The sequence below is a fragment of the Pseudomonas sp. 5Vm1k genome, assembly GCF_056161485.1.
In genome coordinates this window covers 51,834-76,340 of sequence record NZ_JBSPCZ010000003.1, presented here as the reverse complement: position 1 = coordinate 76,340, position 24,507 = coordinate 51,834, and the positions used below count along the sequence as shown (strand labels likewise).

General features: G+C 59.2%; 20 protein-coding genes. 14 read left to right on the top strand and 6 right to left on the bottom strand.

Annotated features, from left to right (window positions below; translation table 11 throughout):
- Positions 1 to 315 precede the first annotated feature (315 nt).
- The 5 genes from ACWIKB_RS06830 (at position 316) to ACWIKB_RS06810 (ending at position 5,636) form a co-directional block, all read left to right on the top strand.
- Positions 316 to 972 (top strand): alpha/beta hydrolase, encoded by a 657-nt coding sequence (locus tag ACWIKB_RS06830; protein WP_475265925.1) that lies wholly within the window; start codon positions 316 to 318, stop codon positions 970 to 972.
- 108 nt (positions 973 to 1,080) lie between these two features.
- Complete coding sequence (gene rhlB / locus ACWIKB_RS06825) at positions 1,081 to 2,568, top strand: ATP-dependent RNA helicase RhlB (RefSeq protein WP_054049698.1); 1,488 nt, start codon at positions 1,081 to 1,083, stop codon at positions 2,566 to 2,568.
- Positions 2,569 to 2,694: 126 nt separating this feature from the next.
- Positions 2,695 to 3,642 carry an ornithine cyclodeaminase family protein gene (locus ACWIKB_RS06820; RefSeq protein WP_475265924.1) on the top strand — a complete coding sequence of 316 codons (948 nt, stop codon included), beginning with the start codon at positions 2,695 to 2,697 and terminating at the stop codon, positions 3,640 to 3,642.
- A gap of 150 nt (positions 3,643 to 3,792) precedes the next feature.
- The gene (locus ACWIKB_RS06815; protein ID WP_475265923.1) at positions 3,793 to 4,920 is read left to right on the top strand and encodes an NAD(P)/FAD-dependent oxidoreductase; all 1,128 of its coding nucleotides are present in this window, start codon (positions 3,793 to 3,795) and stop codon (positions 4,918 to 4,920) included.
- An 89-nt stretch (positions 4,921 to 5,009) separates the two neighbouring features.
- Entirely contained in the window at positions 5,010 to 5,636 is a 627-nt protein-coding gene (locus tag ACWIKB_RS06810; RefSeq protein WP_475265922.1) for a helix-turn-helix transcriptional regulator, read from the top strand.
- 105 nt (positions 5,637 to 5,741) lie between these two features.
- On the opposite strand, the gene ACWIKB_RS06805 is transcribed toward ACWIKB_RS06810, so the two are convergent.
- From ACWIKB_RS06805 to ACWIKB_RS06780, 6 genes are all read right to left on the bottom strand, one after another.
- Entirely contained in the window at positions 5,742 to 6,518 is a 777-nt protein-coding gene (locus ACWIKB_RS06805) for an ABC transporter substrate-binding protein (protein WP_475265921.1), read from the bottom strand.
- Between the two features lie 292 nt (positions 6,519 to 6,810).
- The gene (moaE, locus tag ACWIKB_RS06800; RefSeq protein ID WP_054049707.1) at positions 6,811 to 7,263 is read right to left on the bottom strand and encodes a molybdopterin synthase catalytic subunit MoaE; all 453 of its coding nucleotides are present in this window, start codon (positions 7,261 to 7,263) and stop codon (positions 6,811 to 6,813) included.
- Between the two features lie 3 nt (positions 7,264 to 7,266).
- Positions 7,267 to 7,509 carry a molybdopterin converting factor subunit 1 gene (moaD, locus tag ACWIKB_RS06795; protein ID WP_475265920.1) on the bottom strand — a complete coding sequence of 81 codons (243 nt, stop codon included), beginning with the start codon at positions 7,507 to 7,509 and terminating at the stop codon, positions 7,267 to 7,269.
- Complete coding sequence (moaC, locus tag ACWIKB_RS06790) at positions 7,506 to 7,979, bottom strand: cyclic pyranopterin monophosphate synthase MoaC (RefSeq protein WP_077430837.1); 474 nt, start codon at positions 7,977 to 7,979, stop codon at positions 7,506 to 7,508. Before moaC ends, moaD begins: the two co-directional genes overlap by 4 nt.
- Positions 7,980 to 8,244: 265 nt before the next feature.
- Positions 8,245 to 9,639 (bottom strand): PhoH family protein, encoded by a 1,395-nt coding sequence (locus ACWIKB_RS06785; protein WP_123405490.1) that lies wholly within the window; start codon positions 9,637 to 9,639, stop codon positions 8,245 to 8,247.
- Between the two features lie 346 nt (positions 9,640 to 9,985).
- Positions 9,986 to 11,110: a polysaccharide deacetylase family protein gene (locus ACWIKB_RS06780; RefSeq protein ID WP_475265919.1), complete on the bottom strand. Its 1,125-nt coding sequence runs from the start codon at positions 11,108 to 11,110 to the stop codon at positions 9,986 to 9,988.
- Between the two features lie 247 nt (positions 11,111 to 11,357).
- Between ACWIKB_RS06780 and yaaA the strand changes: the two genes are divergently transcribed.
- From yaaA to ACWIKB_RS06735, 9 genes are all read left to right on the top strand, one after another.
- Positions 11,358 to 12,137 carry a peroxide stress protein YaaA gene (gene yaaA, locus ACWIKB_RS06775; RefSeq protein WP_475265918.1) on the top strand — a complete coding sequence of 260 codons (780 nt, stop codon included), beginning with the start codon at positions 11,358 to 11,360 and terminating at the stop codon, positions 12,135 to 12,137.
- An 805-nt stretch (positions 12,138 to 12,942) separates the two neighbouring features.
- Positions 12,943 to 14,259: a nucleotide sugar dehydrogenase gene (locus ACWIKB_RS06770; RefSeq protein ID WP_163908570.1), complete on the top strand. Its 1,317-nt coding sequence runs from the start codon at positions 12,943 to 12,945 to the stop codon at positions 14,257 to 14,259.
- Positions 14,260 to 14,443: 184 nt separating this feature from the next.
- A complete protein-coding gene (alg8, locus tag ACWIKB_RS06765; protein ID WP_475265917.1) occupies positions 14,444 to 15,925 on the top strand; it encodes a mannuronan synthase in 1,482 nt (493 codons plus the stop codon).
- Between the two features lie 36 nt (positions 15,926 to 15,961).
- Positions 15,962 to 17,134 carry a PilZ domain-containing protein gene (locus ACWIKB_RS06760; RefSeq protein ID WP_475265916.1) on the top strand — a complete coding sequence of 391 codons (1,173 nt, stop codon included), beginning with the start codon at positions 15,962 to 15,964 and terminating at the stop codon, positions 17,132 to 17,134.
- A gap of 15 nt (positions 17,135 to 17,149) precedes the next feature.
- Positions 17,150 to 18,655: an alginate biosynthesis TPR repeat lipoprotein AlgK gene (gene algK, locus ACWIKB_RS06755; protein ID WP_475265915.1), complete on the top strand. Its 1,506-nt coding sequence runs from the start codon at positions 17,150 to 17,152 to the stop codon at positions 18,653 to 18,655.
- A complete protein-coding gene (locus tag ACWIKB_RS06750; RefSeq protein ID WP_475265914.1) occupies positions 18,652 to 20,136 on the top strand; it encodes an alginate export family protein in 1,485 nt (494 codons plus the stop codon). The genes algK and ACWIKB_RS06750 overlap by 4 nt, the downstream gene beginning before the upstream one ends.
- Before the next feature lie 26 nt (positions 20,137 to 20,162).
- Positions 20,163 to 21,749, top strand: a complete 1,587-nt coding sequence (algG, locus tag ACWIKB_RS06745) for a mannuronan 5-epimerase AlgG (RefSeq protein WP_475265913.1) — start codon at positions 20,163 to 20,165, stop codon at positions 21,747 to 21,749.
- Positions 21,750 to 21,759: 10 nt separating this feature from the next.
- Positions 21,760 to 23,220 (top strand): alginate O-acetyltransferase, encoded by a 1,461-nt coding sequence (locus ACWIKB_RS06740; RefSeq protein ID WP_475265912.1) that lies wholly within the window; start codon positions 21,760 to 21,762, stop codon positions 23,218 to 23,220.
- Between the two features lie 7 nt (positions 23,221 to 23,227).
- Positions 23,228 to 24,352 (top strand): mannuronate-specific alginate lyase, encoded by a 1,125-nt coding sequence (locus tag ACWIKB_RS06735; protein WP_475265911.1) that lies wholly within the window; start codon positions 23,228 to 23,230, stop codon positions 24,350 to 24,352.
- Positions 24,353 to 24,507 lie beyond the last annotated feature (155 nt).

Here is a 24,507-nt window from a genome sequence, read left to right as displayed (position 1 = left end):
ACTTCTCACCAATCGGCCGAACGGGCTGTAGCCCTTTCACGTTCGCTAAGCCCGTAACGGCCACTGGCGAACATCCATCACCGGATTCTTTGCTATCCCGTCGTCAGCAGTACACTGATAGTGTTACCGCCAGGCGCGAGATTGGTTGCACAGGTTTTCCCATAGCAAAGCCCGTACCACACCGCTCGCTAAAGCGATTCAGCGACAGGTCAATAGCAAAACTTGTAGCCTTGCGACATCTTTTTAACTGATCAACATGACGCGCACTCGGATCACGCACTCAATGAGAGCGCACGCACAAAATTGGAGCAAAACATGACCCAGCCCTTGATTCTTCAGCCCGGCAAGCCCGTAGACGCCTGCGTTATCTGGCTGCACGGCTTGGGTGCCGACCGCTATGACTTCCTGCCGGTGGCTGAAGCGCTGCAGGAAACCCTGCTGACCACCCGCTTCGTTTTGCCCCAGGCACCGACCCGCGCTGTCACCATTAATGGTGGCTACGAGATGCCGAGCTGGTACGACATATTGGCCATGAACCCGGCACGCGCGATCAGCCGCGAGCAGCTGGACGAGTCGGCGAAAATGGTGATCGAGCTGATCGAAGAGCAGAAGGCCAGCGGAATAGACGCCTCGCGCATCTTTCTGGCCGGTTTTTCCCAGGGCGGCGCAGTGGTGTTGCACAGCGCTTTCCTGAAATGGCAGGGACCGTTGGGTGGCGTACTTGCCCTGTCGACTTATGCCCCGACGTTCAGCGATGAACTGGCGCTTTCTGCCAGCCAGCAGCGCATTCCAGTGCTTTGCCTGCACGGGCAGTACGATGACGTTGTGCAAAACGCCATGGGGCGTAGCGCTTATGAGCATTTAAAGCAGCGTGGTGTCACCGTGACATGGCAGGAATACCCAATGGGTCACGAAGTGTTACCCGAAGAAATTCGCGATATTGGCGTCTGGCTCACCGAGCGTTTGCGTTAACTCTTTATATGAAAGGAACCTCCTTTAGCCTCCTTTGATCATCCCGCTACGCCGCGCCTGATTCTTGCATTACACTGGCCGGCGTACATTCCTTAACCAATTGATGAGATGACCGTGCTCAAAGCACTCAAAAAAATGTTCGGTAAAAGCGAGACTGAGCAGCTCGCGCCAGTCGCCAGCGCTCCGTCTCACACCCCCAGCCACCGCACCGACGGTCGTCAGCCTGGCCGGACCGCAGCCGCAGCGGCACCGAAACAAGAGCCCGTGACCACACCGGCCGCCCTACCTGTCGAACCAATCGCTGCCGAGCAACCGCTTAGCGAAGCGCCGAAACCTGCAAAACCGCGTCGCGAACCGAAGCCAAAGGCCCCGGTTATTCCCTGGAAGCTCGAAGATTTCGCCGTCGAGCCGCTGGAAGGCAAAACCCGTTTCCATGATTTCAAGCTTGCCCCTGAACTGATGCACGCCATCCAGGACCTGGGCTTTCCGTACTGCACGCCGATCCAGGCGCAAGTCCTCGGTTTCACCCTGGCCGGTAAAGATGCCATCGGTCGCGCCCAGACCGGCACCGGCAAAACCGCCGCGTTCCTGATTTCGATCATCACCCAGTTGCTGGAAACCCCGCCGCCCAAGGAACGCTACATGGGTGAACCGCGGGCGCTGATCATCGCGCCGACCCGCGAACTGGTGGTGCAGATCGCCAAGGACGCAGCCGACCTGACCAAGTACACCGGCCTCAACGTCATGACGTTTGTCGGCGGCATGGACTTCGACAAGCAGCTCAAGCACCTCGAAGCCCGTCACTGCGACATCCTCGTCGCCACCCCGGGCCGCCTGCTGGACTTCAACCAGCGCGGCGACGTGCACCTGGACATGGTCGAAGTCATGGTCCTGGACGAAGCCGACCGGATGCTCGACATGGGTTTCATCCCACAAGTGCGTCAGATCATTCGCCAGACCCCGCCGAAGAACGAGCGCCAGACGCTACTGTTCTCCGCGACCTTCACCGAAGACGTGATGAACCTGGCCAAGCAATGGACCACCGACCCGTCGATCGTCGAGATCGAGTCGCAGAACGTGGCCAGCGAAAACGTCGAGCAACACATCTACGCCGTTGCCGGTGCCGACAAATACAAACTGCTCTACAACCTGGTCACCGACAATGGTTGGGAGCGGGTGATGGTCTTCGCCAACCGCAAGGACGAAGTGCGGCGCATCGAAGAACGCCTGGTGCGCGATGGCGTCAACGCCGCGCAACTGTCGGGCGACGTGCCGCAGCACAAACGGATCAAGACCCTGGAAGGTTTCCGCGAAGGCAAAATCCGCGTGCTGGTGGCCACCGATGTTGCCGGTCGTGGCATCCACATCGACGGCATCAGCCACGTGATCAACTTCACCCTGCCGGAAGTGCCGGACGACTACGTGCACCGCATCGGTCGTACAGGTCGCGCAGGCGCTGATGGCGTGTCCATCAGCTTCGCCGGTGAAGATGACTCCTACCAGCTACCGTCCATCGAGGCACTGCTGGGCCGCAAAATCAGCTGTGAAACGCCACCGACGCATCTATTGCGGGCGGTTGAGCGCAAGCGCCCGTAACTCAGGCGCAGCGAAAAAAGGCGCAGCCGGCAACGGACTGCGCTTTTTTTACGTCTGGACGTTGCTCAAGACAACTAAAAGTCCATAATAGACAAATTAGTTTACTTTCAGCGCCCGGAGCCGAACATGTCCAGTACGCCTTACGTGATCAATCAACTTCAGGCCCGCGAGTTGCTGGCACAAGTCGATGTGCCGCAGATCCTGCGCAAACTGTTCCGTGACCTCGCTGCCGGGCAAGCCGTGCAGCCGGCGCAGCAACTGGTGGAATTCCCCCAAGGCGCCGGCGACTTCATCAACTATCTGGGTGTGCTGGCCGAGGATGGCGTCTACGGCGTCAAGACCTCGCCCTACATCGTGCGCGAGCAGGGTCCGCTGGTCACGGCGTGGACGCTGTTGATGTCGATGCAAACCGGCCAGCCGCTGTTGCTCTGCGACGCTGGTGAGCTGACCACCGCCCGCACCGCCGCGACCACCGCCGTGGCGGTCGATGCTCTCGCCCCATTAAAGGCGCAGCGCCTGGCGATTATCGGCAGCGGCAAAGTGGCCCAGGCGCATTTGCATTACGTGAAGGATCTGCGCGACTGGCAGAGCATCAGCCTGTACTCGCCAAGCCTCAGCGAACTGGCCCCCGAAGCGTTGGCCCAGCTCAAAAGCCTCGATTCACGGCTGACCCTCGTCGACAGTCGCGAAGCGGCGATTCACGACGCGGACGTGATCATGCTCTGCACCTCTTCCGCCGGTCCGGTGATCGATCCGTCGACGCTGAGCAAACCGGCGCTGATCACCTCGATCAGCACCAACGCACCACGCGCCCACGAAGTGCCGCCCCAGAGCCTCAACGACATGCAGGTGTTCTGCGACTATCGTCAGACCACTCCGGGTTCGGCGGGTGAAATGCTGATCGCCAGTGAACAACATGGCTGGGACAAGAGCGCGATCGCCGGCGACTTGCCCGATCTGCTCAGCGGCAAAGTGCAACGCCCCGGTTATGACCGCCATGTGTTCTTCCGCTCCATTGGCCTGGGCCTGGAAGACATCGCGCTGGCGAATGCCCTCTATCGCCTTCAACCCTGACACCACAATTCCCATGTGGGAGCGGGCTTGCTCGCGAAAGCGGTGTATCAGTCGACATCAAGGGTGAATGTCAGACCGTATTCGCGAGCAAGCCCGCTCCCACAAGGGGATTTTCAACATTTTGGTATTTACGCCCCACAGGAGACGTTCATGAGCCAGGCAGACTTCATCATCATCGGCGGCGGGATTGCCGGCGCCTCCACCGGTTTCTGGCTGTCGCAGCACGGGCGGGTCATTGTGCTGGAGCGCGAATCCCATCCGGCCTATCACTCCACCGGACGTTCGGCCGCGCTGTTTACCGCCGCCTACGGCACGCCGCAAGTGCGCGCCCTGACCCAGGCCAGCCGCGACTTCTTCGACGCTCCGCCCAGCGGTTTCTGCGATCACCCGCTGCTGACCCCGCGCGGCGAAATGACCGTGGATTTCACCGGCGACCCGGACGAATTGAACAATCAGTACCTGAGCGCCAAAGCCACAGTGCCGGAGATGCAACTGCTCAGCGCCGAAGAAGCCTGCGCGCGCCTGCCGATCCTGCGCCGGGAAAAAGTCCACGGCGCGCTCTACGACCCGACCGCCTGCGACATCGATACCGACGCCTTGCATCAAGGCTATCTGCGTGGCATCAAGCGCAATAAAGGTGAAGTCCATACCGATAGCGAAGTGCTGGGCCTGAGCCGTGACGCCGAAGGCCAGTGGCACGTGCAGACCAACGGACAGACCTTCAGCGCGCCCGTTATCATTAACGCCGCAGGCGCCTGGGCCGACAAAATCGGTGAACTCGCCGGCGCCGCGCCAGTAGGCCTGCAGCCGAAGCGCCGTGCAGCCTTCATCTTCGCCGGGCCCGAGGGCGTGGACATTCACCATTGGCCGATGCTGGTGGCACTCGACGAGTCCTTCTATATGAAGCCCGACGCTGGCATGTTCCTCGGCTCGCCCGCCAACGCCGACCCGGTGGAACCCCACGACGTACAGGCCGAAGAACTGGACATCGCCATGGGCATCTACCAGATCGAAGAAGCCACCACCCTGTCCATCCGCCGCCCGACCCGCACTTGGGCCGGTTTGCGCAGTTTCGTGGCCGACGGTGATTTGCTGTCCGGTTTCGATACCCGGGTGCCGGGGCTGTTCTGGGTCGCGGCGCAAGGTGGCTACGGCATCCAGACATCGCCGGCCATGGGCCAGGCCAGTGCTGCGCTGGTGCGCGGCGAAGCCTTGCCGGAACAACTGAGCCGTTTCGGCCTGGACGCCGCGATGCTCTCCCCGGCGCGCCTGGGTTGAGCGCGGACTTGGGTGACGTGCCGCCACGATTGCGGCAAACTTCCAGCGCCCTGCTTGATGGGGCGCTGACGTTGCCTGGAGCTACCTGTATGAATGCACCTGAAAAAGACCCGGCCCTGGACAACTACCGGGCGATTGCCGACGCCATCGCCACGCTGTTTTTTCCTCACGCCGAGGTGGTGCTGCACGACCTGCGTACGCAAAAAATCGACTACATCGCCAATAACCTGTCGAAACGGGAAATCGGCGATGACGCAGCGCTGGAGGACATGCTCAGCGACGATGTCAGCGAACGAAACATCGGGCCGTACGAAAAGCTCAACTGGGACGGCCAGAAGATTCGCAGCCTCAGCAGCGTGCTGCGCGACAGCGACGGCCATCCGCTGGCGGTGCTGTGCATTAACCTGAATATTTCGCTGTTCGAAAATGCCAAGGCCGCGCTGGATCTGTTCCTGTCGCCAACCAAGCTGATCCCGCAACCGGACTCACTGTTTCGCGATGACTGGCAGGAGCGGATCAACACGTTCCTGCATGCCTGGCTGCGCGAACGTCAATTGAGCCTGAATGTGCTGACCCGCGACCACAAACGCGAGCTGGTGCTGGCGCTGCACGCCGAAGGCGCGTTCAAAGGCAAAAGCGCCTCCAACTATGTAGCCAATGTGCTGAACATGGGGCGGGCGACGGTGTACAAGCATTTGAAGGAATTGAAGGGTTAGGCATTTAATCTGTGTTGTTAGGTCGGGCCTCTTCGCGAGCAAGCCCGCTCCCACAAAGGAATCGCACTCCAATGTGGGAGCGGGCTTGCTCGCGAAAGCGGTCGATCAATCGCCGTAGATGTCGGACTTGAAGTACTTGTCGGAAATCTTCTGGTATTCGCCATTCGCGCGAATGCCATCAATGGCGGTGTTCAGCTCACTGACCAACTCGGCATTACCCTTGCGCACCGCAATCCCGGCGCCCTCGCCCACGTATTTCGGGTCCTTGAGCTCCGGCCCGACAAAGGCGTAGCCCTTGCCCCGTGGCATCGACAGGAAATCATTCAGCGGGATGGTGTCGGCAAAAATCGCATCGAGACGACCGGCTGCCAGGTCCATGTAGATTTCTTCGTTGTTACCGTAACGCTTGACGTTGATGCCCTTCGGTTCAAAGACCTCGGTGGCGTAACGGTCAGTGGTGGTCGCGCGCTGCACGCCGATGGTCTTGCCCTTGAGGCTGGCGTACTGGTCATCCACCACCGCTCCGTCCTTCATCACCAGACGCGATGAGGTGAAGTAGTACTTGTGGGTGAAATCCACTGACTTCTTGCGGTCTTCGTTGATGGTCATGGACGACAGCGCCATGTCGATTTTCTTCACTTTCAGGGAAGGAATCAGGCCATCGAATTCACCTTCGACCCAGATGCACTTGACCTTCATCTGCGCGCACAGGGCATTGCCGATGTCGTAGTCAAAACCGACGATCTCGCCCTTGTCGGTCTTGGAGGCGAACGGCGGATACGCGGCTTCGATGCCGATGCGCAAGGTTTTATCGGCGGCGAACACTGTGCTGCACGCCAACAGGCTCAGAGCGAGGCCGGTGATGAGGGGGAATTTCTTCATGTTCGTTTTCTCGCGGTTGTTGTTGGTTTGGCAAGACAGAAGAAAGAACGGAAACGGGGAAATACCTTTTTTGTACTTATAATTCCATACTGGACTTTTATGTATAAACCGTCAATCGGGCGTTAGGGATCATACCTGGCCGATGGTCGGGTGCTCAGTCAGTAGATTATTGGGTGAAGCAAAGGGCCTCTTCGCGAGCAAGCCCGCTCCCACAGGGGAACGCGTTTCCCTTGTGGGAGCGGGCTTGCTCGCGAAGGCGGCAGAGCGGACAACAAAGAAACAACAGGCTGACTTACTTCTTCCAGCGATCCGCCGCCGCATGATCGCTGTCCCGCCCTTCCACCCATCGCGGGCCGTCACTGGTGTTTTCCTTCTTCCAGAACGGCGCACGGGTTTTGAGGTAGTCCATGACAAACGCACAGGCATCGAACGCGGCCTGACGGTGGGCGCTGGCGGCGCCGACGAATACGATCGGCTCACCCGGCTCCAGAGCGCCGATGCGGTGCAGCACTTCAAGCTTGAGCAGCGGCCAGCGCTGTTCGGCCTCGAGGGCAATCTTGCCCAGAGCCTTTTCGGTCATGCCCGGATAGTGCTCGAGAAACATCCCGGCGACGTCGAGTCCGTCATTGAAGTCGCGTACATAGCCGACAAAACTCACCACCGCGCCGACGCCGACATTGGCAGCGTGCATGGCGTTGACTTCAGCACCCGGATCGAACGCCGTGGACTGCACGCGAATCGCCATGGCTCAGCCCCCGGTCACGGTCGGAAAGAACGCCACTTCATCACCATCAAGCACCGGCTCGTCGAGTTGGCAGAGGTCTTCGTTGCGCGCGCACATCAAGTTCTGCTCGCTCAACACATCGGCGCCGTCGCGCTGGGCCAACAATGCGCGCACGTCATCCACCGTGGTGAAATCACCCTCGACCTTGATCGAGTCCACACCCAACGCTTCACGGTAACGGGCGAAAAATTTCACAGTGACGTTCATGACGGATCTGCCTGGAAATGCCCGCTCTTGCCGCCGACCTTCTCCAGCAGGCGCACGCTTTCGATGGTCATGCCGCGGTCCACAGCCTTGCACATGTCGTAGATGGTCAGCGCGGCAACGCTGGCGGCGGTCAGGGCTTCCATCTCGACGCCGGTCTGCCCGGACAACTTGCAGCGCGCGACGATACGCACGGTGTCGTCGCCCTCGGCACTGAGCTCGACTTTGACGCCGGTCAGCATCAGCGGATGGCAGAGTGGAATCAGGTCACTGGTTTTCTTCGCCGCTTGAATGCCGGCAATGCGCGCCACGGCGAACACATCACCTTTTGGGTGACCGCCGCTTACGATCATCTGCAGGGTTTCGGGCAGCATGCGCACCAGCGCTTGGGCCGTCGCTTCACGGAACGTCACGGCTTTTTCAGTGACGTCGACCATGTTGGCGCGACCTTGGGAATCGAGATGAGTCAGCACAGGGTTACTCCTGATCAGGAGCGTCGATTGTAAACCTGCGGGTCAATTTTTCGCACGCTAGATTATCGGCTCACCACAGAACCCACGTAGGAGCTGCCGAAGGCTGCGATCTTTTGATCTTCGCCCCTTTAAAAGCAGGATCAAAAGATCGCATCCTTCGGCAGCTCCGACAGGGGATTTTTGCCAGGCACAAAAATGGATGGGATGTGTGTTGGGCATAAAAAACCGGGCGACCTGAGAAGGCCACCCGGTTTGGGTGAAGCGGTTACAGATGCGATTCGGCGTATTCGGCCAGGATCGAACGAGGCACCCCTTGCAGAGTGATATGTACACCGTTAGGGAAGTCTTTGAAGCGTTCAGTCAGGTAGGTCAGCCCGGAGCTGGTCGCGGACAGGTAAGGGGTGTCGATCTGCGCCAGGTTGCCCAGGCACACCACTTTGGAACCGGCGCCGGCACGGGTGATGATGGTTTTCATCTGGTGCGGCGTGAGGTTCTGACATTCATCGATCAAGATCAGGCTCTGCTGGAAGCTGCGCCCCCGGATGTAGTTGAGGGATTTGAACTGCAACGGCACTTTGCTGAGGATGTAGTCGACGCTGCCATGGGTGTTTTCGTCATCCATGTGCAAGGCTTCGAGGTTATCGGTGATGGCGCCCAGCCAAGGCTCCATTTTTTCCGCTTCGGTGCCGGGCAGGAAGCCGATTTCCTGGTCCAGGCCCTGCACGCTGCGGGTGGCGATGATGCGGCGATAGCGTTTGCTGACCATGGTCTGCTCGATCGCAGCGGCCAGGGCCAGGATGGTTTTACCGGAACCGGCCGCGCCGGACAGGTTGACCAGATGAATATCCGGATCGAGCAAGGCGTACAGGGCCAGGCTCTGATAGATGTCACGCGGCTTCAGGCCCCAGGCTTCCTGGTGCAACAGGGGTTCCTGATGCAGGTCGAGAATCAGCAGACGGTCTTCTTCAATCTCCTTGATCCAGCCGACAAACCCTTGTTCGTCGATGATGAATTCATTGATGTGCACCGCCGGCAGGTTGTCGATCAACTTCACCTGGTGCCAGGTGCGGCCGTGGTCCTGACGGGTTTCGACCTTGCTCACGAGGTCCCAAAAGGAGCCGGTCATGTTGTGGTAGCCGTTAGGCAGCAGCGAAACGTCGTCGACCAGTTGGTCGGTGCTGTAGTCCTCGGCCGCAATCCCGCACGCCCGGGCCTTGAGGCGCATGTTGATGTCTTTGGTGACCAGCACCACGGGCAATTTTGGTTCGCGCGCGTGCAGGTCGATCAACTGGTTGATGATGATGTTGTCGTTCAGGTGCTCGGGCAGAATGATGTTCGGCTCAGCGCGCTTGCTCATCAGAATTGACAGCAAACCCTTGGGCCCACTCTTGCCGCGCTGGATCGGCACACCGAGTTCGACATCCTCGGGGCTGGCATCACCCAGGGTCTTGTCGATCAGGCGGATCGCCTGACGGCATTCGGCCGCAACGCTGTGATGCCCGCTCTTGAGCTTGTCCAGCTCCTCAAGCACGGTCATCGGGATCGCAACGTGGTGTTCTTCGAAGTTAAGAAGGGCGTTTGGATCGTGAATCAATACGTTGGTATCGAGTACATAAAGGATTGGCTGGTTGGAAGAAGAACTACGTCCGTGATCATCCATACTCGGTCACCTTTGTGGGAGCCAGTCGACGCAATACCGTGACAGTGCTGCGCCTCGAAGTGGCCACCGAATTCACCTGTTGGGACTCAAGTGAACTGCTCACAAATGGGTCTTGGAAGACGCCACCTGTGTTGCAGGTTTCGGCGGTCTGTCTTCGTAATACTCCAAAACCCATGACAGAAAAAAGCACTTTGACGTTTTTTTGAAGTTTATTTTTCAGAGTGACGAATAGCCCTTGGCGTGCAGGCATTGTGCCGTTAAAGTCGGAAGTCCGCCTGCATCGAAATTCCTTTCAAAATCGCCCCGCCCTACCCTCCGCCCCAATGATTGCGGGCTTTCTTCGATTTCAGCGAAACGCCACCTGACAGTCTTCCCAACCGATCCCGCTTTGCGCCGTTTGCGTGATCAGCCAGGGCATCGACGTTTTCACTGCATCCTGCTTCACGTTGAAATTGATCACGCCGTGGCGCCACAACAGCATCAGCGTCAGTACCCGCTGGGCGCTCTGGCTGCCCTTGAGCTTGCCGGCGCCGTCCTGGGGATCGATGTCCCACAGCGCTACTTGCAAACCCTGCGATTCAAAGAAGCCCTGCGCATCGGAACGACGCTGGCCATCGGGCGGGCGGAACAGCGGCACGTAGTTCTCCGGCAGCTTGTTCTTGACCAGTTCGACGCTGCGTTTCACCGAGTCCTGCCAGTCTTGCCAATGGCTGTGGGAACGGAACTCCCAACCCTGCACGCCGATGCATTGCTGCGAATACATCGCTTGCAGGCTGGCCACCGAACTGTCGGCCAGACGCGCCTGAATGTCCTTGCCGAGCACGAAGAACGTGCCGTTCATGTTTGACTTGCGCAGGTATTCCGTCACCCAACCGGTGTTGTCCGGAATGGCGTTGGCCGCACTGTCGAAGGTCAGCAAAAACAGCCGGTCATGCATCTCGTCGCCATTGCGCTCATAGTCGCCGAAACGATCGACTTCGCTACTGGTTTGCGGAAACAGCGCCGCCTTGCGCAATTGCTCGTCCAGGTACTGGGCGTGGAACAAACGGCTCGGCTCGGACCATTTGATATAGAAGCTGTCGTCACTGACCTGGAACTTGGCCGCCTGCTCGCGCAAGGTCGGCAGGTCTTCGACCAGGAAACAGAACGACGCGTCCTGATCGCAGCTCTGCTGGGCGAAGTTGTAGTTAGTCAGCAGGCGCTGCCACATCCGCTCACGCAGGTTGTTGACCGAGTCCAGATTAATGGTGCGCAGGCCAAGGCGCTGGGCCAGGCTGGCTTCATTCAGGGACTCGCTGGCCAGCAGGACGCGGGCGAACATGAGGATTTCGGCCCGTGACGCGACGTCGAACAGGGTCGGGCTGGTGAGCTGCTCCGGCCAGGTGCTGCGATCAAGCGTCGCCACATCGCCAGGCGCCGCCAGGGCACCGAAGCTCAAGAGCCAGGCCGAGAATAAAAAAATGATACGCAAAGGGATGTCTCCATAACAAAACCCGCGCGGCACTATAGCTGATCCCACTCAATATCCTGTAGGAGCGAGGCTTGCCCGCGAACACGGCGGCACATTCAACATCAATGTCGCCTGACACACCGCCTTCGCGGGCAAGCCTCGCTCCTACAGGGTGTTGCGTGGCACCACCGATCACCTATGGGCTTGATAGCTGGAGTCAACACGAACAACCCCCTAGAATCGCCGCACGATTAAAGGAGACGACTTCATGCTGATGGTGATTTCCCCCGCCAAGACCCTCGATTACGAAACACCGCCGGCCACCCAGCGTTTCACCCAGCCGCAATACCTGGACCATTCCCAGGAGCTGATCATGCAGTTGCGCGACCTCACGCCAGCGCAGATCAGCGAGTTGATGCACGTCTCCGACAAGATCGGCGGGCTCAACGCCGCGCGTTTCGGCAGCTGGACGCCCGCGTTCACCCCGGAAAACGCCAAGCAGGCGCTGCTGGCCTTCAAGGGTGACGTGTACACCGGCCTGAATGCCCAAACCTTCAGCGAGGCCGATTTCGATTACGCCCAGCAGCATTTGCGCATGTTGTCCGGCCTGTACGGCCTGCTGCGCCCGCTGGACCTGATGCAGCCCTATCGGCTGGAGATGGGCACCAAACTGGCCAATGCCCGTGGCAAGGACCTCTACGCCTTCTGGGGCACACGCATCAGCGAATGGCTGAACGAAGCACTGGCCGATCAAGGTGACGACGTGTTGCTGAACCTGGCGTCCAACGAGTACTTCTCGGCGGTCAAACGCAGTGCCTTGAACGCGCGCATCATCAATACCGAGTTCAAGGACCTGAAGAACGGCCAGTACAAGATCATCAGCTTCTACGCGAAAAAGGCTCGCGGGATGATGAGCCGCTTCGTTATCGAGGAACGCATCAACGATCCGGCAGCGCTCAAGCAGTTTGATATCCAGGGTTATCGATACAGTACCGAACAGTCTAAACCGGACAACTTGGTATTCCTGCGCGATCACACTCCGGAGTAACGCACTCATTCGGCGCACGACCGTCGGTCGTGCGCACTGTTTAATCGTCCAACAATTCCCCGCCTGTTTCGCCATTCTCTTGGCGCCAAAAATACATCACCCTACTTTCTAACTTTTCTTTCACTCGACATTCGTGTTTTTTTTCAGTAGTGGCACCGAAAAAATTTATCAGTGGTGGCACATACACATCTAATTTGATTATTTCCCTATATATAAAGGGCCAAACCGTAAGTGCTATCAGTTTGAAAGCAGTGCCATCTTTTTCAATATTTCAAGAAATTTCAGAATTCGCGATGGGCGGACAGGAACTATGTCCAAATGCGTCGCTCATACCACCGGTAACGATTCTTCTTGAGCTTGTAGGAGATAACTTACACAGAGACGAGAACCATGTAGCTAAGTTGTCACACTAACTTCTGCTTAATGGCCCTCTTATTTGAGCAGCACCGAAAGGACAGGAGATACGCACCATTACTATCCCCTATACGGCCAAGGCAGCGCCCCTATAAACGTGCTCATCCGAGCACCCAACCGCTTGATTTACGGGCTTACGGCCTGACATCGAGCGCGCATGACCTTTGCACGAATGCCCTCTGAACCGGGGACAGGATGCATAACAGGGCACATCACAATAATAAGGCCTAGTTGCGCACATCTTGAGTGCACTTATTTAGTCACTCGGAACTTAGTTTGCCTGCACGCTGCATTGTGGCGCCTGTAAGCACGCACTTGCGAGTGCACTACGACCGCTGAACACCATTAACTCCGGCCATTTAATGGCTTGATAATTACAGAGGTAAATGCGATGCGCATCAGCATATTTGGTTTGGGTTACGTCGGTGCAGTATGTGCCGGTTGCCTGTCTGCACGTGGCCATGACGTCATTGGCGTCGATGTTGCCAAAGACAAGATCGATATGATCAACGCCGGTAAATCGCCGATTGTTGAACCGGGTCTGGGCGAACTTCTGCAGAAGGGAATCGAGACGGGCAAACTGCGCGGCACGACCAACTTCGCCGAGGCGATTCGTGACACCGACCTGTCGATGATCTGCGTCGGTACGCCGAGCAAGAAGAACGGCGACCTGGAACTGAACTACATCGAAGCCGTGTGCCGCGAGATCGGTTTTGTCCTGCGTGACAAGACCACCCGCCACACCATCGTGGTTCGCAGCACCGTGCTGCCGGGCACGGTCGCAAACGTTGTCATCCCAATCCTCGAAGACTGCTCGGGCAAGAAAGCCGGCGTCGACTTCGGCGTGGCGGTCAACCCTGAATTCCTGCGTGAAAGCACCGCGATCGCCGACTACGACCTGCCACCGATGACCGTCATCGGTGAGTTCGACAAGGCCAGCGGCGACGTGCTGCAAGCCCTGTACGAAGAACTCGACGCGCCGATCATCCGCAAGGACATCGCCGTCGCCGAGATGATCAAGTACACCTGCAACGTGTGGCACGCCACCAAGGTGACCTTCGCCAACGAGATCGGCAACATCGCCAAGGCTGTCGGCGTCGATGGTCGTGAAGTGATGGAAGTGGTCTGCCAGGACAAAACCCTGAACCTGTCGCAGTACTACATGCGCCCAGGTTTCGCATTCGGCGGCTCCTGCCTGCCGAAAGACGTGCGTGCACTGACCTTCCGTGCCGGTTCCCTGGACGTCGATGCGCCGCTGCTCAACTCGCTGATGCGCAGCAACGTGTCGCAAGTGCAGAACGCCTTCGACATCGTTTCCAGCCACGACAAACGCAAAGTCGCCCTGCTCGGCTTGAGCTTCAAGGCCGGCACCGATGACCTGCGCGAAAGCCCGTTGGTAGATCTGGCGGAAATGCTGATCGGCAAGGGTTACGACCTGAGCATCTACGACAGCAACGTCGAGTACGCCCGTGTCCACGGCGCGAACAAGGACTACATCGAGTCGAAGATCCCGCACGTATCGTCCCTGCTCAACTCCGACTTCGACGACGTGATCAACAACTCCGACGTGATCATCCTCGGCAACCGTGACGAGAAATTCCGCGCCTTGGCGGAACAGGCTCCACACGGCAAGCAAGTGATCGACCTGGTCGGCTTCATGTCCCAAGCCACCAGCGTCAAAGATCGCACCGAAGGTATCTGCTGGTAACAAGCAGCCCTCTGTAGGAGCCAGGCTTGCCGGCGAACCAGACGACGTGATGTGTCAGGTACGCCGCTTTCGCGGGCAAGCCTCGCTCCTACGGGTCCGAGGGAATTGACCTGGTTTTTTTCGCCTGCCTTAACCCCATCGGGCCACCCAACAGGCTCGCCCGAGATAGAGACGGATGCAGATTATGCACAGGCTAAAGCACGGCCTTTTACAGGCCGCCGGTTGGCTGTTTTACCTAAGTTTATTGATGGGCATCGCCATGGCGTTGCCTTCGTCCACGTTCGACTCCGAGTCGAAGGACTTCATTTTCCTGATCGGTTTCATCGGGATCTGGCGTTACTCGATGGGTGCCACGCACTTTCTGCGCGGCATGCTGTTCCTGTACGTGGTTTACCCGCACCTGCGGCGCAAAGTGCGCAAGCTGGGTAAAGCAGCTGACCCGTCCCATGTGTACCTGATGGTCACCAGTTTCCGTATCGACGCCCTGACCACTGCTCAGGTCTACGCCTCGGTGATTCGCGAGGCGATCGACTGCGGCCTGCCCGCCACCATGGTCTGCTCGATCGTGGAAATGTCCGATGAGCTGCTGGTGAAAAGCCTTTGGGCCCGGATGAATCCACCGGACCGGGTCAAGCTCGACTTCGTGCGCATTCCCGGCACCGGCAAGCGCGATGGCCTGGCCTACGGTTTCCGCGCCATCTCCCGCCACCTGCCGGACGACCGTGCAGTGGTTGCAGTGATCGATGGCGACACCGTGCTCGCCCCCGGCGTCGTGCTCAAGACCGTGCCGTGGTTCCAGCTGTTCGGCAATGTCGGCGGCCTGACCACCAACGAGTTCTGCGAAGTGCGCGGCGGCTACGTCATGGCCGAATGGCACAAACTGCGATTCGCCCAACGCCACATCAACATGTGTTCGATGGCGCTGTCCAAGCGCGTCCTGACCATGACCGGCCGGATGTCAGTGTTCCGCGCAACCGTGGTGACCGACCCGGACTTCATCGCCGACGTGGAAAGCGACTCGCTGCAACACTGGCGCCTGGGCCGCTTCAAGTTCCTGACCGGTGACGACAAGTCGAGCTGGTTCAGCCTGATGCGCCTGGGTTACGACACCTTCTACGTCCCCGACGCGGCAATCCACACCGTGGAACACCCGCCGGAAAAAAGCTTCATCAAGGCCAGCCGCAAATTGATGTTCCGCTGGTACGGCAATAACTTGCGCCAGAACTCCCGCGCCCTGGGCCTGGGGATGAAACGCCTCGGCCTGTTCACTTCAGTGGTGCTGTTCGACCAGCGCGTGTCGATGTGGACATCCCTGCTCGGCCTGACGGTGGCGATCATCGCCAGCTTCAAGTACGGCGGCGCGTTCATCCTCGCTTACCTGCTGTGGATCGGCCTCACCCGTCTGATTCTGACCTTGCTGTTGTCGTGCTCCGGTCACCGGATCGGCCCGGCCTACCCGATGATTCTCTATTACAACCAGATCGTCGGCGCGCTGGTGAAGATCTACGTGTTCTTCCGCCTCGACCAACAATCCTGGACTCGCCAGGACACCAAATTGACCCGTGATCTCGCCAGCTTTCAACGTTGGTTCAACACCTGGTCGTCTCGGACCATGACCTTCTCCGCCGGCAGCGTTTTCGTCGCCGTGCTGCTGATGATGGTCTGACCGCCCCCTTATTGAATTAACCAGGAAATTGCCCCTATGAATACCGCCGTGAACACCAACGTAGTGCATGAATCCGAAGCCCAGCGCCAACACGCCCGAGTGAAAATCCCGGCCAAGCTGCGTTTTTTCGGAACCACCGGTGCACCGCTCGAGGCGCGGGTCGAAGACCTTTCCGCTGGCGGCCTGTGCTTCAACGCCGGCACCCAGAAAGCCCTGACCATTGGTGAAGTGCACAAGGCTCGCCTGCAGTTCGTCATCGATAACCTGGGCCTGGCGATGGACGTGGAGTTGCAGATCCGCTCCTACGATCGCCAGACCGGCCGTACCGGTTGCCAATTCCAGAATCTGGAAACCCAGGACATCTCGACCCTGCGCCACCTGATCACCTCTCACCTGGCCGGCGACATCGTCAGCATGGGTGAAGTGCTGGCGACCCTGCAGCGCGACAACTTCACCAAGGCGCGCAAGGTCAAGGACGGCGGCCACGGCATGACCCCGTTCGGTCGCTTGCGAGCGGTGACGTTCAGCTTCGCGATTTTCCTCGTCGGCCTCGCGGCCTTCGGTTTCATCTTCAAGTCGGTGTACGGCATGTACTTCGTCAGTCACGCCCAGGCCGGCATCGTCAGCGTACCGGGCATGAACATCACCATGCCCCGTGACGGCACCGTGCAGAGCCTGATCAAAAGCGACGGCATTGCCGCCAAAGGAGCACCACTGGCGACCTTCAGCACCAGCATGCTCGATGTCCTCAAGGGCCATCTGGACGAAGACCAACTGCAACCGGCCAAGGTTGAAGAACTGTTCGGCAAACAAATGACCGGCACCCTGACCTCGCCGTGCGATTGCACCGTGGCGCAGCAACTGGTTGCCAACGGTCAGTACGCCAGCAAGGGCGACGTGATCTTCACCCTGGTGCCGCGTAACAGCGAAGCCAACATCGATGCGCGCTTCACTTATCGCCAGTTCGCCGATGTGCGTCCGGGCGCTCCAGTGACCTTCGAAATCGCCGGCGAAGACAAGACCCGCACCGGCAAGATCGTCAGCAGCACCAGCCTGAAAAGTGCCGACCTGTCCTCCGACATCCGCGTCCAGATCAAGCCTGACGAGCCGCTGGACACCACCTTCGCCGGTCGCCCGGTGGAAGTGAACAGCGATCGTGGCCCGAGTTTGAACTGGCTGATCGACAAAGCCATGGCCGCCGGTATTTAAGTCGAGGACATGCCTGTGACGATTATCAGTCTCCTGAAAACACCGCAAACCTTGTGGGAGCGGGCTTGCTCGCGAAGGGATCAGCGCGGTCTGCCTGATGCACCGCAGCGCCTGCTTCGCGAGCAAGCCCGCTCCCACATGGGTTTTGCATTCTGCTCGCTGGCCCTTGCAGTCAGCCTCAGCGGTTGCGCCGGCCTGCCCGACCAACGCCTGGCGAACGAAGCCCTCAAGCGCGGCGACACCGCGCTGGCGCAGCAGAACTACCAGCAACTGGCCAACCTGGGCTACAGCGAAGCCCAAGTGGGCCTGGCCGATATCCAGGTCGACAGCCGTGACCCGGCGCAGATGAAACTGGCCGAGGCGACTTACCGCGCCGCGGCCGACGTCTCGCCGCGGGCCCAGGCTCGCCTCGGTCGCCTGCTGGTGGCCAAGCCCGGTTCCACCGAAGCCGAACAGCACGAAGCCGAAGGCCTGTTGAAAAAAGCCTCGGCCAATGGCGAAGGCAACACCCTGATCCCGCTGGCCATGCTGTACCTGCAATATCCACACAGTTTCCCGAACATCAACGCCCAGCAGCAGATCAGCCAATGGCGCGCCGAAGGCAAACCGGAAGCGGGCCTGGCCCAAGTGTTGCTGTATCGCACCCAAGGCACTTACGACCAGCACCTGGACGAAGTCGAATCCATCTGCAAAGCCGCGTTGAACACCACCGACATCTGCTACGTCGAACTGGCCACGGTTTACCAGAAACAAGCCAAGCCAGAGCAAACCGCCGAGCTGATCAAACAGATGCAAGCCGCTCATGCGCGTGGCACCGTTTCCGCTCAGCGCGTGGACAGCGTCGCTCGCGTATTGGGTGATGCAACCCTGGGCAAGACTGACGAGAAAACCGCCCAGTCGCTGCTCGAAGGTATCGCCCCTGGCTACCCCGCTTCCTGGGTCAGCCTGGCGCAATTGCTCTACGACTTCCCGGAACTCGGTGACGTCGACACCATGATGAAGTACCTGGATAACGGTCGCGCCGCGGATCAACCCCGTGCCGAACTGTTGCTGGGCAAGCTCTACTACGAAGGCAAATGGGTGCCGGCCGACGCCAAGGTCGCCGAAGAACACTTCCAGAAAGCCGTTGGCCGTGAAGTGGCCGCCGATTACTACCTCGGCCAGATTTATCGCCGTGGTTACCTGGGCAAAGTCTATTCGCAAAAAGCCCTGGATCACCTGCTGACCGCTGCGCGCAACGGCCAGAACAGCGCCGACTTCGCCATTGCCCAACTGTTTTCCCAAGGCAAGGGCACCAAACCCAACCCGGTAAACGCGTACGTCTTCAGCCAGTTGGCCAAGGCTCAGGACACCCCGCAAGCCAATGAGCTCGCGACAACACTCGAAGCCCAACTGCCGCCTGCCCAGCTCGCCGAGGCCCAACGCCTGTTGAAACAAGAACAGGCCGTTCGTGGTTCCTCGAGCCAGAACAAGCTGGATTTGCATGCCCTGCAAGAAGAAGACGGCGAGGAAACACTATGAAGCTCAATCCATTCGTTAAGGCCGGTATCGGCCTGACATTCGCCCTGCTGTGGTCGTGTCCGACCCTGGCCGCGATGACCGAAGCCAAGAACTACGGTCTTGAAGTGAAAGTCACCGGCCAGTCCGAAGACGACGCCGACCTCGGTACCGCCAAGGGCGGCGACGTCAATGGCCTGGGCCTCGACCTGCGTCCATGGGTCTACGGCGAACGCGGCGCGTGGAGCGCCTATGCGATGGGTCAGGCGGTGACGTCCACCGACATCATCGAAACCGACACCCTGCAACAGGCCGACGACACCAACCAGACCACCGACAGCGGTGACCGCAAGTCCAAGAAAAATTACTTGGCCATGCGCGAGTTCTGGGTCGGCTACAGCGGCCTCACGCCTTACCCGGGCGAGATGCTCAAGCTCGGTCGTCAACGCCTGCGCAATGACGACGGCCAATGGCGCGATACCAACATCGAAGCGCTGAACTGGACCTTCGACACCACCCTGCTGCGTGCCAACGCCGGTGTTGCCGAACGCTTCAGCGAATACCGCACCGACTTGAAAGAACTGGCGCCAAAAGACAAGGATCGCCTGCACGCCTACGCCGATGCGGCGTATCAGTGGACGCCGGGCAACTGGGTCGGCATTCGCGGTCATCACACCCACGATGACGGCAAGCTCGATTACCCGGAACCGGGTGTGGCCGGCGACTCGCTGGACAAAAAACAGAATGGCGACATCAGCTGGCTCGGCCTTACCGCTGACAGCGACGCCTACAACTGGCGCAACACCAACACCGTCAACTACTGGGGCAGCATCACCGGTATGAGCGGCGACACCGACACGGTCAACGCGCTGAATGCCGACGGCACCCGCCCGACCGAAGCCAAGACCGGTGAAGACCTCAACGGCTGGGCCACCGATGTCGGCGTGCGTCTGCGCCTCGATCCGCAATGGCAAGTCGGTGCAGCCTATGCCCGCGCCAGCGCCGATTACGAACAGAACGGCCTGGAAAGCAACCGCTCGAACTACACCGGTACTCGCTCGCGGGTTCACCGTTTCGGCGAAGCCTTCCGTGGCGAAATGAACAACATGCAAACTGCGACCCTGTTCGGTTCGTGGATGCTCAACGACGAATACGACGCCAGCCTCGTGTACCACAAGTTCTGGCGCGTGGACGGCAGCAAACCGGTGGGCAGCAACGGCATCAACGCCGTCGAGAACAACACCGACGACGCCACCGGCGCGATCCTCTCCAGCACCTCGCTGCCGCTGCAAGATGGCAACAAGGACCTGGGTCAGGAAATGGACCTGGTGGTCACCAAGTACTTCAAGCAAGGGCTGCTGCCTGCCGCTCTGAGCCAGTCGATCGATGAGCCTTCGGCCCTGGTGCGTTTCCGTGGCGGTGTGTTCAAGCCCGGCGATGCCTACGGCAAAGAAGTCGATTCGTACATGCACCGCGCGTTCATCGACGTGATCTGGCGCTTCTGATGCGAGCCGCGAAAGGAGTGCCCGACATGACCCATCCGAAGATCGGCTCGATCACGTTGCTGGCCGGCGCGATGCTGCTGGCCAGCTCGGTCGCCTTCGCCAATGCGGAGCCGGTTGCGCCTGCACAAAAAGGCCAGCCGAGCACCCTGGCCAAAGGACTGCAGCAAGCCAAGACCTACACCGTCAGCAGTGCACCGACCGCGCCGCTGAACCTGGCCAAGCCGAAGCTGCCGGACACCTCTGGCTATACCGCCGAAGCCATCGCCGCGAAAGTGGTGCGGACCAAACCGGGCAAGATCAGCGTGCGCCGGATGATGCAGGAAGACGCCTTGAAGGACTTCATCGGCGGCGACAACAAGATGGCTGAGTGGGTGGTGCGTCAGCACGGCATCCCGCAGGCGATCTTCGTCGACGACGGCTACATGAACCTGAAAGACCTGGCGAAGAAAGAACCAAAGTACATCAGCGAAACTTCGCCGGGTGTATTTCTGGCGAAGCTGCCGATCGTGGTTGGCCGCAAGGGCATCCTCGAAATCGACAAGCAGACCCAGGAATTGCGCCTGTCCCAAGAGGCCGGGTCGTTCCTGGTCAACGACGGTCAGTTGTTTGTGCGTGACACCAAAATTACCGGGTGGAGCGAAAAGAACAATGGGCCGGCGCTGTTCAAGACGCCGAAGGAATTCCGTCCGTTCCTGTTGTCCTGGGGCGGCACCGAGACCTATATCGCGAACAGCAAGATCGCCAGTTTCGGCTATGCCAACAGTAAGTCCTACGGCGTGAGTATTTCCCAATACACGCCGAACATGGCCAAGGTGCTCAAGCGCGCTGAACCAACCGGCTGGATCGTCGGCTCCGAGTTCTCGGACATGTGGTACGGCTTCTACTGCTACGAAACCCGCGACTTCGTGGTCAAGGGCAACACCTACAAAGACAACATCGTCTACGGCATTGACCCGCATGACCGCTCGCACGGTCTGATCATCGCCGACAACACCGTACACGGGACCAAGAAGAAGCACGGGATCATCATTTCCCGTGAGGTCAACGACAGCTTCATCTTCAACAACCGCAGCTACGACAACCACCTCTCGGGGCTGGTGATCGACCGTAACAGCGTGAACAACCTGATCGCCGACAACGAGATCTACAAGAACCACACCGACGGCATCACCCTCTACGAGAGTGCTGACAATCTGCTGTGGGGCAACAAGGTGATCGGCAACAAGCGTCACGGCATCCGGATTCGTAACAGCGTGAACATTCGCCTCTACGAAAACCTCGCCATGGCCAACGGTCTGACCGGTGTCTACGGGCACATCAAGGACCTGAGCGACACCGACCGGGACATCAAGCTCGACCCGTTCGACGCCCAGGTGTCGCTGATCGTGGTCGGTGGCGAACTGGCCGGCAATGGCAGCGGACCGCTGGCCATCGACTCGCCGCTGAGCGTCGAGTTGTACCGCGTGTCCATGCTCGCGCCGACCAAATCCAGTGGCATCAGCTTCAACGGGATTCTTGGCGAGCGCCAGGATGAAATTCTCGACCTGCTGGTGCGCCAGCAGAAAGCCGTGCTGATCGACCCTGTCGAACGCCAGACCGAAATGCGGGACTGAGGATAATTTTATGCACCCACACTTGATCAAATTACTCAGCCTGTCGGCCCTGACCGCCGGGATGCTCGCGGCCAGCGCTGGCGCCCGTGCCGACGATGCCGCCGCCAGCGCAGCGGCGCCGAAGTTCACCGCCGACCCGTGCTGCAACCTGTGCCCGGAAGCCCACGACGCGAAGAACTACACCACCCGGTATCAGCAGAATTTCACAACGCTGGTCCAGGCCCAGGGTGACTGGCTGTTCCGTACGCAAGAAGACTTGCGTACCGAGTTCGACACCTCCCCTGCCGGCTACAAACGCATGAAAGAACTGCACGATGCGTTCAAGAGCAAAGGTGTGGAACTGGTCGTCGTTTACCAGCCGACCCGTGGCCTGGTAAACCGCAACAAGCTCAACCCGGAAGACAAGGCCAAGTACGATTTCGACAAGGCCCTGAAGAATTACAAGACCATGCTCGGCCGCTTCGCTGCCATGGGCTACACCGTGCCGGACCTGTCGCCGCTGACCAACGAGACGCTGCCCGACACTCTGCCGGCCCACGACTTCTACTTCCGCGGCGACCAACACTGGACGCCTTACGGCGCCCAGCGCACAGCGAAAATCGTCGGTGAGCAAATCAAGAAAATGCCGGCCTTTGCCGACGTGCCGAAGCGCGAATTCGAGAGCCATAAGTCGGGTCGTATGGGTAAGACCGGAACGTTACACAACATGGCCGGTCAACTCTGTGGCACTAGCTACGCGATCCAGTACATGGATCAGTTCACCACTGAGCCAAAAGGCGAAGCGAACGATGGCGATCTGTTCAGTGATTCCGGCAATCCGGAGATCACCCTGGTCGGCACCAGCCACAGTGGCAAGAACTACAACTTCGCCGGTTTCCTCGAAGAGGCTATCGGTGCCGACATTCTCAATGTGGCATTCCCTGGCGGTGGCCTGGAAGGTTCGATGCTGCAGTATCTGGGCAGCGACGAGTTCCAGAAGAAACCGCCGAAGATCCTTATCTGGGAATTCTCGCCGCTCTATCGCCTCGACCAGGAAACCATCTACCGCCAGATGATGGCGCTGCTGGACAACGGTTGCGAAGGCAAGGAAACACAGATGACCGGTAGCACCACATTGAAACCGGGCAAAAACGAATTAATGGTCAACAGCAAGAACCTGAACCTGCAAAACAGCAGTCACCAGGTCGACATCCAGTTCGCCGATGCGTCGGTGAAAGTCCTGCACGCCACCCTCTGGTACATGAACGGTCGCCACGAGGACATCAAGATCGAAAAACCGGAAACCTCCGACACCGACGGGCGTTTCGCCTTTGAGTTGCGCACGGATGAAGACTGGGCCTCGCAGAATCTGCTGGCCGTCGAAGTCGAGGGCCCTGAAGCGGGTGCCGCGCCACAAAAAGTCGAAGCGAAAATCTGCAAACGCAACGTATTCCCAGGCGCTGAGCAACGTACCGCTCAGGCCGGGCAATGAGGTTCATATGCAAACCCGAACTTTGAAAAAGTTACTCGCTCCTTCCCTGCTGACGCTGGCAATGTTCGCTGGCGCCACCCAGGCCGCCGCGCCATTGCGTCCGCCTCAGGGCTATTTCGCGCCGATTGAAAAAGTCAAAACCGGCGACAGCAGCGAAGGTTGCGACGCGATGCCGACGCCTTACACCGGCGCCCTGCAATTTCGCAGCAAATACGAAGGTTCCGACAAGGCCCGTTCGACCCTGAACGTGCAGTCGGAAAAAGCCTTCCGCGACACCACCGCCGACATCACCAAACTGGAACGCGGCACCAGCAAGCGCGTCATGCAGTTCATGCGTGACGGTCGCCCGGAACAACTCGAATGCACGCTCAACTGGCTGACGGCCTGGGCCAAGGCCGATGCCTTGATGTCCAAGGACTTCAACCACACCGGCAAATCGATGCGCAAATGGGCATTGGGCAGCATGGCGTCGTCGTACATTCGCCTGAAGTTCTCCGACTCGCATCCGTTGGCTAATCACCAGCAAGAGTCGCAGTTGATCGAAGCCTGGTTCAGCAAAATGGCGGACCAGGTGGTCAGCGATTGGGACAACCTGCCGCTCGATAAAACCAACAACCACTCGTACTGGTCCGCCTGGTCGGTGATGGCAACGTCCATCGCCACCAACCGCCGCGACCTGTTCGACTGGTCGGTGAAGGAATACAAAGTCGGCGCCAACCAGATTGACGCCGATGGCTTCCTGCCGAACGAACTCAAGCGCCAACAACGCGCACTCGCCTATCACAACTATGCCCTGCCGCCACTGTCGATGATCGCCAGTTTCGCGCTGGTCAACGGTGTGGATTTGCGTCAGGAAAACAACGGCGCGCTGAAACGCCTGGGTGATCGAGTGCTCGCGGGTGTGAAAGATCCGGATGAATTCGAGAAGAAGAACGGCAAGGAACAGGACATGACCGACCTCAAGGTCGATTCGAAATTCGCCTGGCTCGAACCGTTCTGCTCGCTCTACACCTGCCCGCCGGATGTGCTGGCGCAGAAACACAAGATGCAGCCGTTCAAGACCTTCCGCCTCGGTGGGGATTTGACCAAGGTCTACGACCCGGCCAATGAAAAAGGCAACAAGGGGAGCTAGCACTCTCCCCCTTGTGGGAGCGGGCTTGCTCGCGAATGCGGTCTGACATTCACCAATGATGTCGACTGACACACCGCTTTCGCGAGCAAGCCCGCTCCCACAGGTTTAGTGCAAGACGTGAGTTGAGTTGTATGCCCCCGTTTTTTCGTGGGGGG

What these genes read in the sequence shown, in the direction of transcription:
- ACWIKB_RS06830 (WP_475265925.1), top strand. Translation starts at nt 316, where the DNA reads ATGACCCAGCCCTTGATTCTTCAGCCCGGCAAGCCCGTAGACGCCTGC.
- rhlB (WP_054049698.1), top strand. Translation starts at nt 1,081, where the DNA reads ATGACCGTGCTCAAAGCACTCAAAAAAATGTTCGGTAAAAGCGAGACT.
- ACWIKB_RS06820 (WP_475265924.1), top strand. Translation starts at nt 2,695, where the DNA reads ATGTCCAGTACGCCTTACGTGATCAATCAACTTCAGGCCCGCGAGTTG.
- ACWIKB_RS06815 (WP_475265923.1), top strand. Translation starts at nt 3,793, where the DNA reads ATGAGCCAGGCAGACTTCATCATCATCGGCGGCGGGATTGCCGGCGCC.
- ACWIKB_RS06810 (WP_475265922.1), top strand. Translation starts at nt 5,010, where the DNA reads ATGAATGCACCTGAAAAAGACCCGGCCCTGGACAACTACCGGGCGATT.
- ACWIKB_RS06805 (WP_475265921.1), bottom strand. Translation starts at nt 6,518, where the DNA reads ATGAAGAAATTCCCCCTCATCACCGGCCTCGCTCTGAGCCTGTTGGCG.
- moaE (WP_054049707.1), bottom strand. Translation starts at nt 7,263, where the DNA reads ATGGCGATTCGCGTGCAGTCCACGGCGTTCGATCCGGGTGCTGAAGTC.
- moaD (WP_475265920.1), bottom strand. Translation starts at nt 7,509, where the DNA reads ATGAACGTCACTGTGAAATTTTTCGCCCGTTACCGTGAAGCGTTGGGT.
- ACWIKB_RS06785 (WP_123405490.1), bottom strand. Translation starts at nt 9,639, where the DNA reads ATGGATGATCACGGACGTAGTTCTTCTTCCAACCAGCCAATCCTTTAT.
- yaaA (WP_475265918.1), top strand. Translation starts at nt 11,358, where the DNA reads ATGCTGATGGTGATTTCCCCCGCCAAGACCCTCGATTACGAAACACCG.
- ACWIKB_RS06770 (WP_163908570.1), top strand. Translation starts at nt 12,943, where the DNA reads ATGCGCATCAGCATATTTGGTTTGGGTTACGTCGGTGCAGTATGTGCC.
- alg8 (WP_475265917.1), top strand. Translation starts at nt 14,444, where the DNA reads ATGCACAGGCTAAAGCACGGCCTTTTACAGGCCGCCGGTTGGCTGTTT.
- ACWIKB_RS06760 (WP_475265916.1), top strand. Translation starts at nt 15,962, where the DNA reads ATGAATACCGCCGTGAACACCAACGTAGTGCATGAATCCGAAGCCCAG.
- ACWIKB_RS06750 (WP_475265914.1), top strand. Translation starts at nt 18,652, where the DNA reads ATGAAGCTCAATCCATTCGTTAAGGCCGGTATCGGCCTGACATTCGCC.
- algG (WP_475265913.1), top strand. Translation starts at nt 20,163, where the DNA reads ATGACCCATCCGAAGATCGGCTCGATCACGTTGCTGGCCGGCGCGATG.
- ACWIKB_RS06740 (WP_475265912.1), top strand. Translation starts at nt 21,760, where the DNA reads ATGCACCCACACTTGATCAAATTACTCAGCCTGTCGGCCCTGACCGCC.
- ACWIKB_RS06735 (WP_475265911.1), top strand. Translation starts at nt 23,228, where the DNA reads ATGCAAACCCGAACTTTGAAAAAGTTACTCGCTCCTTCCCTGCTGACG.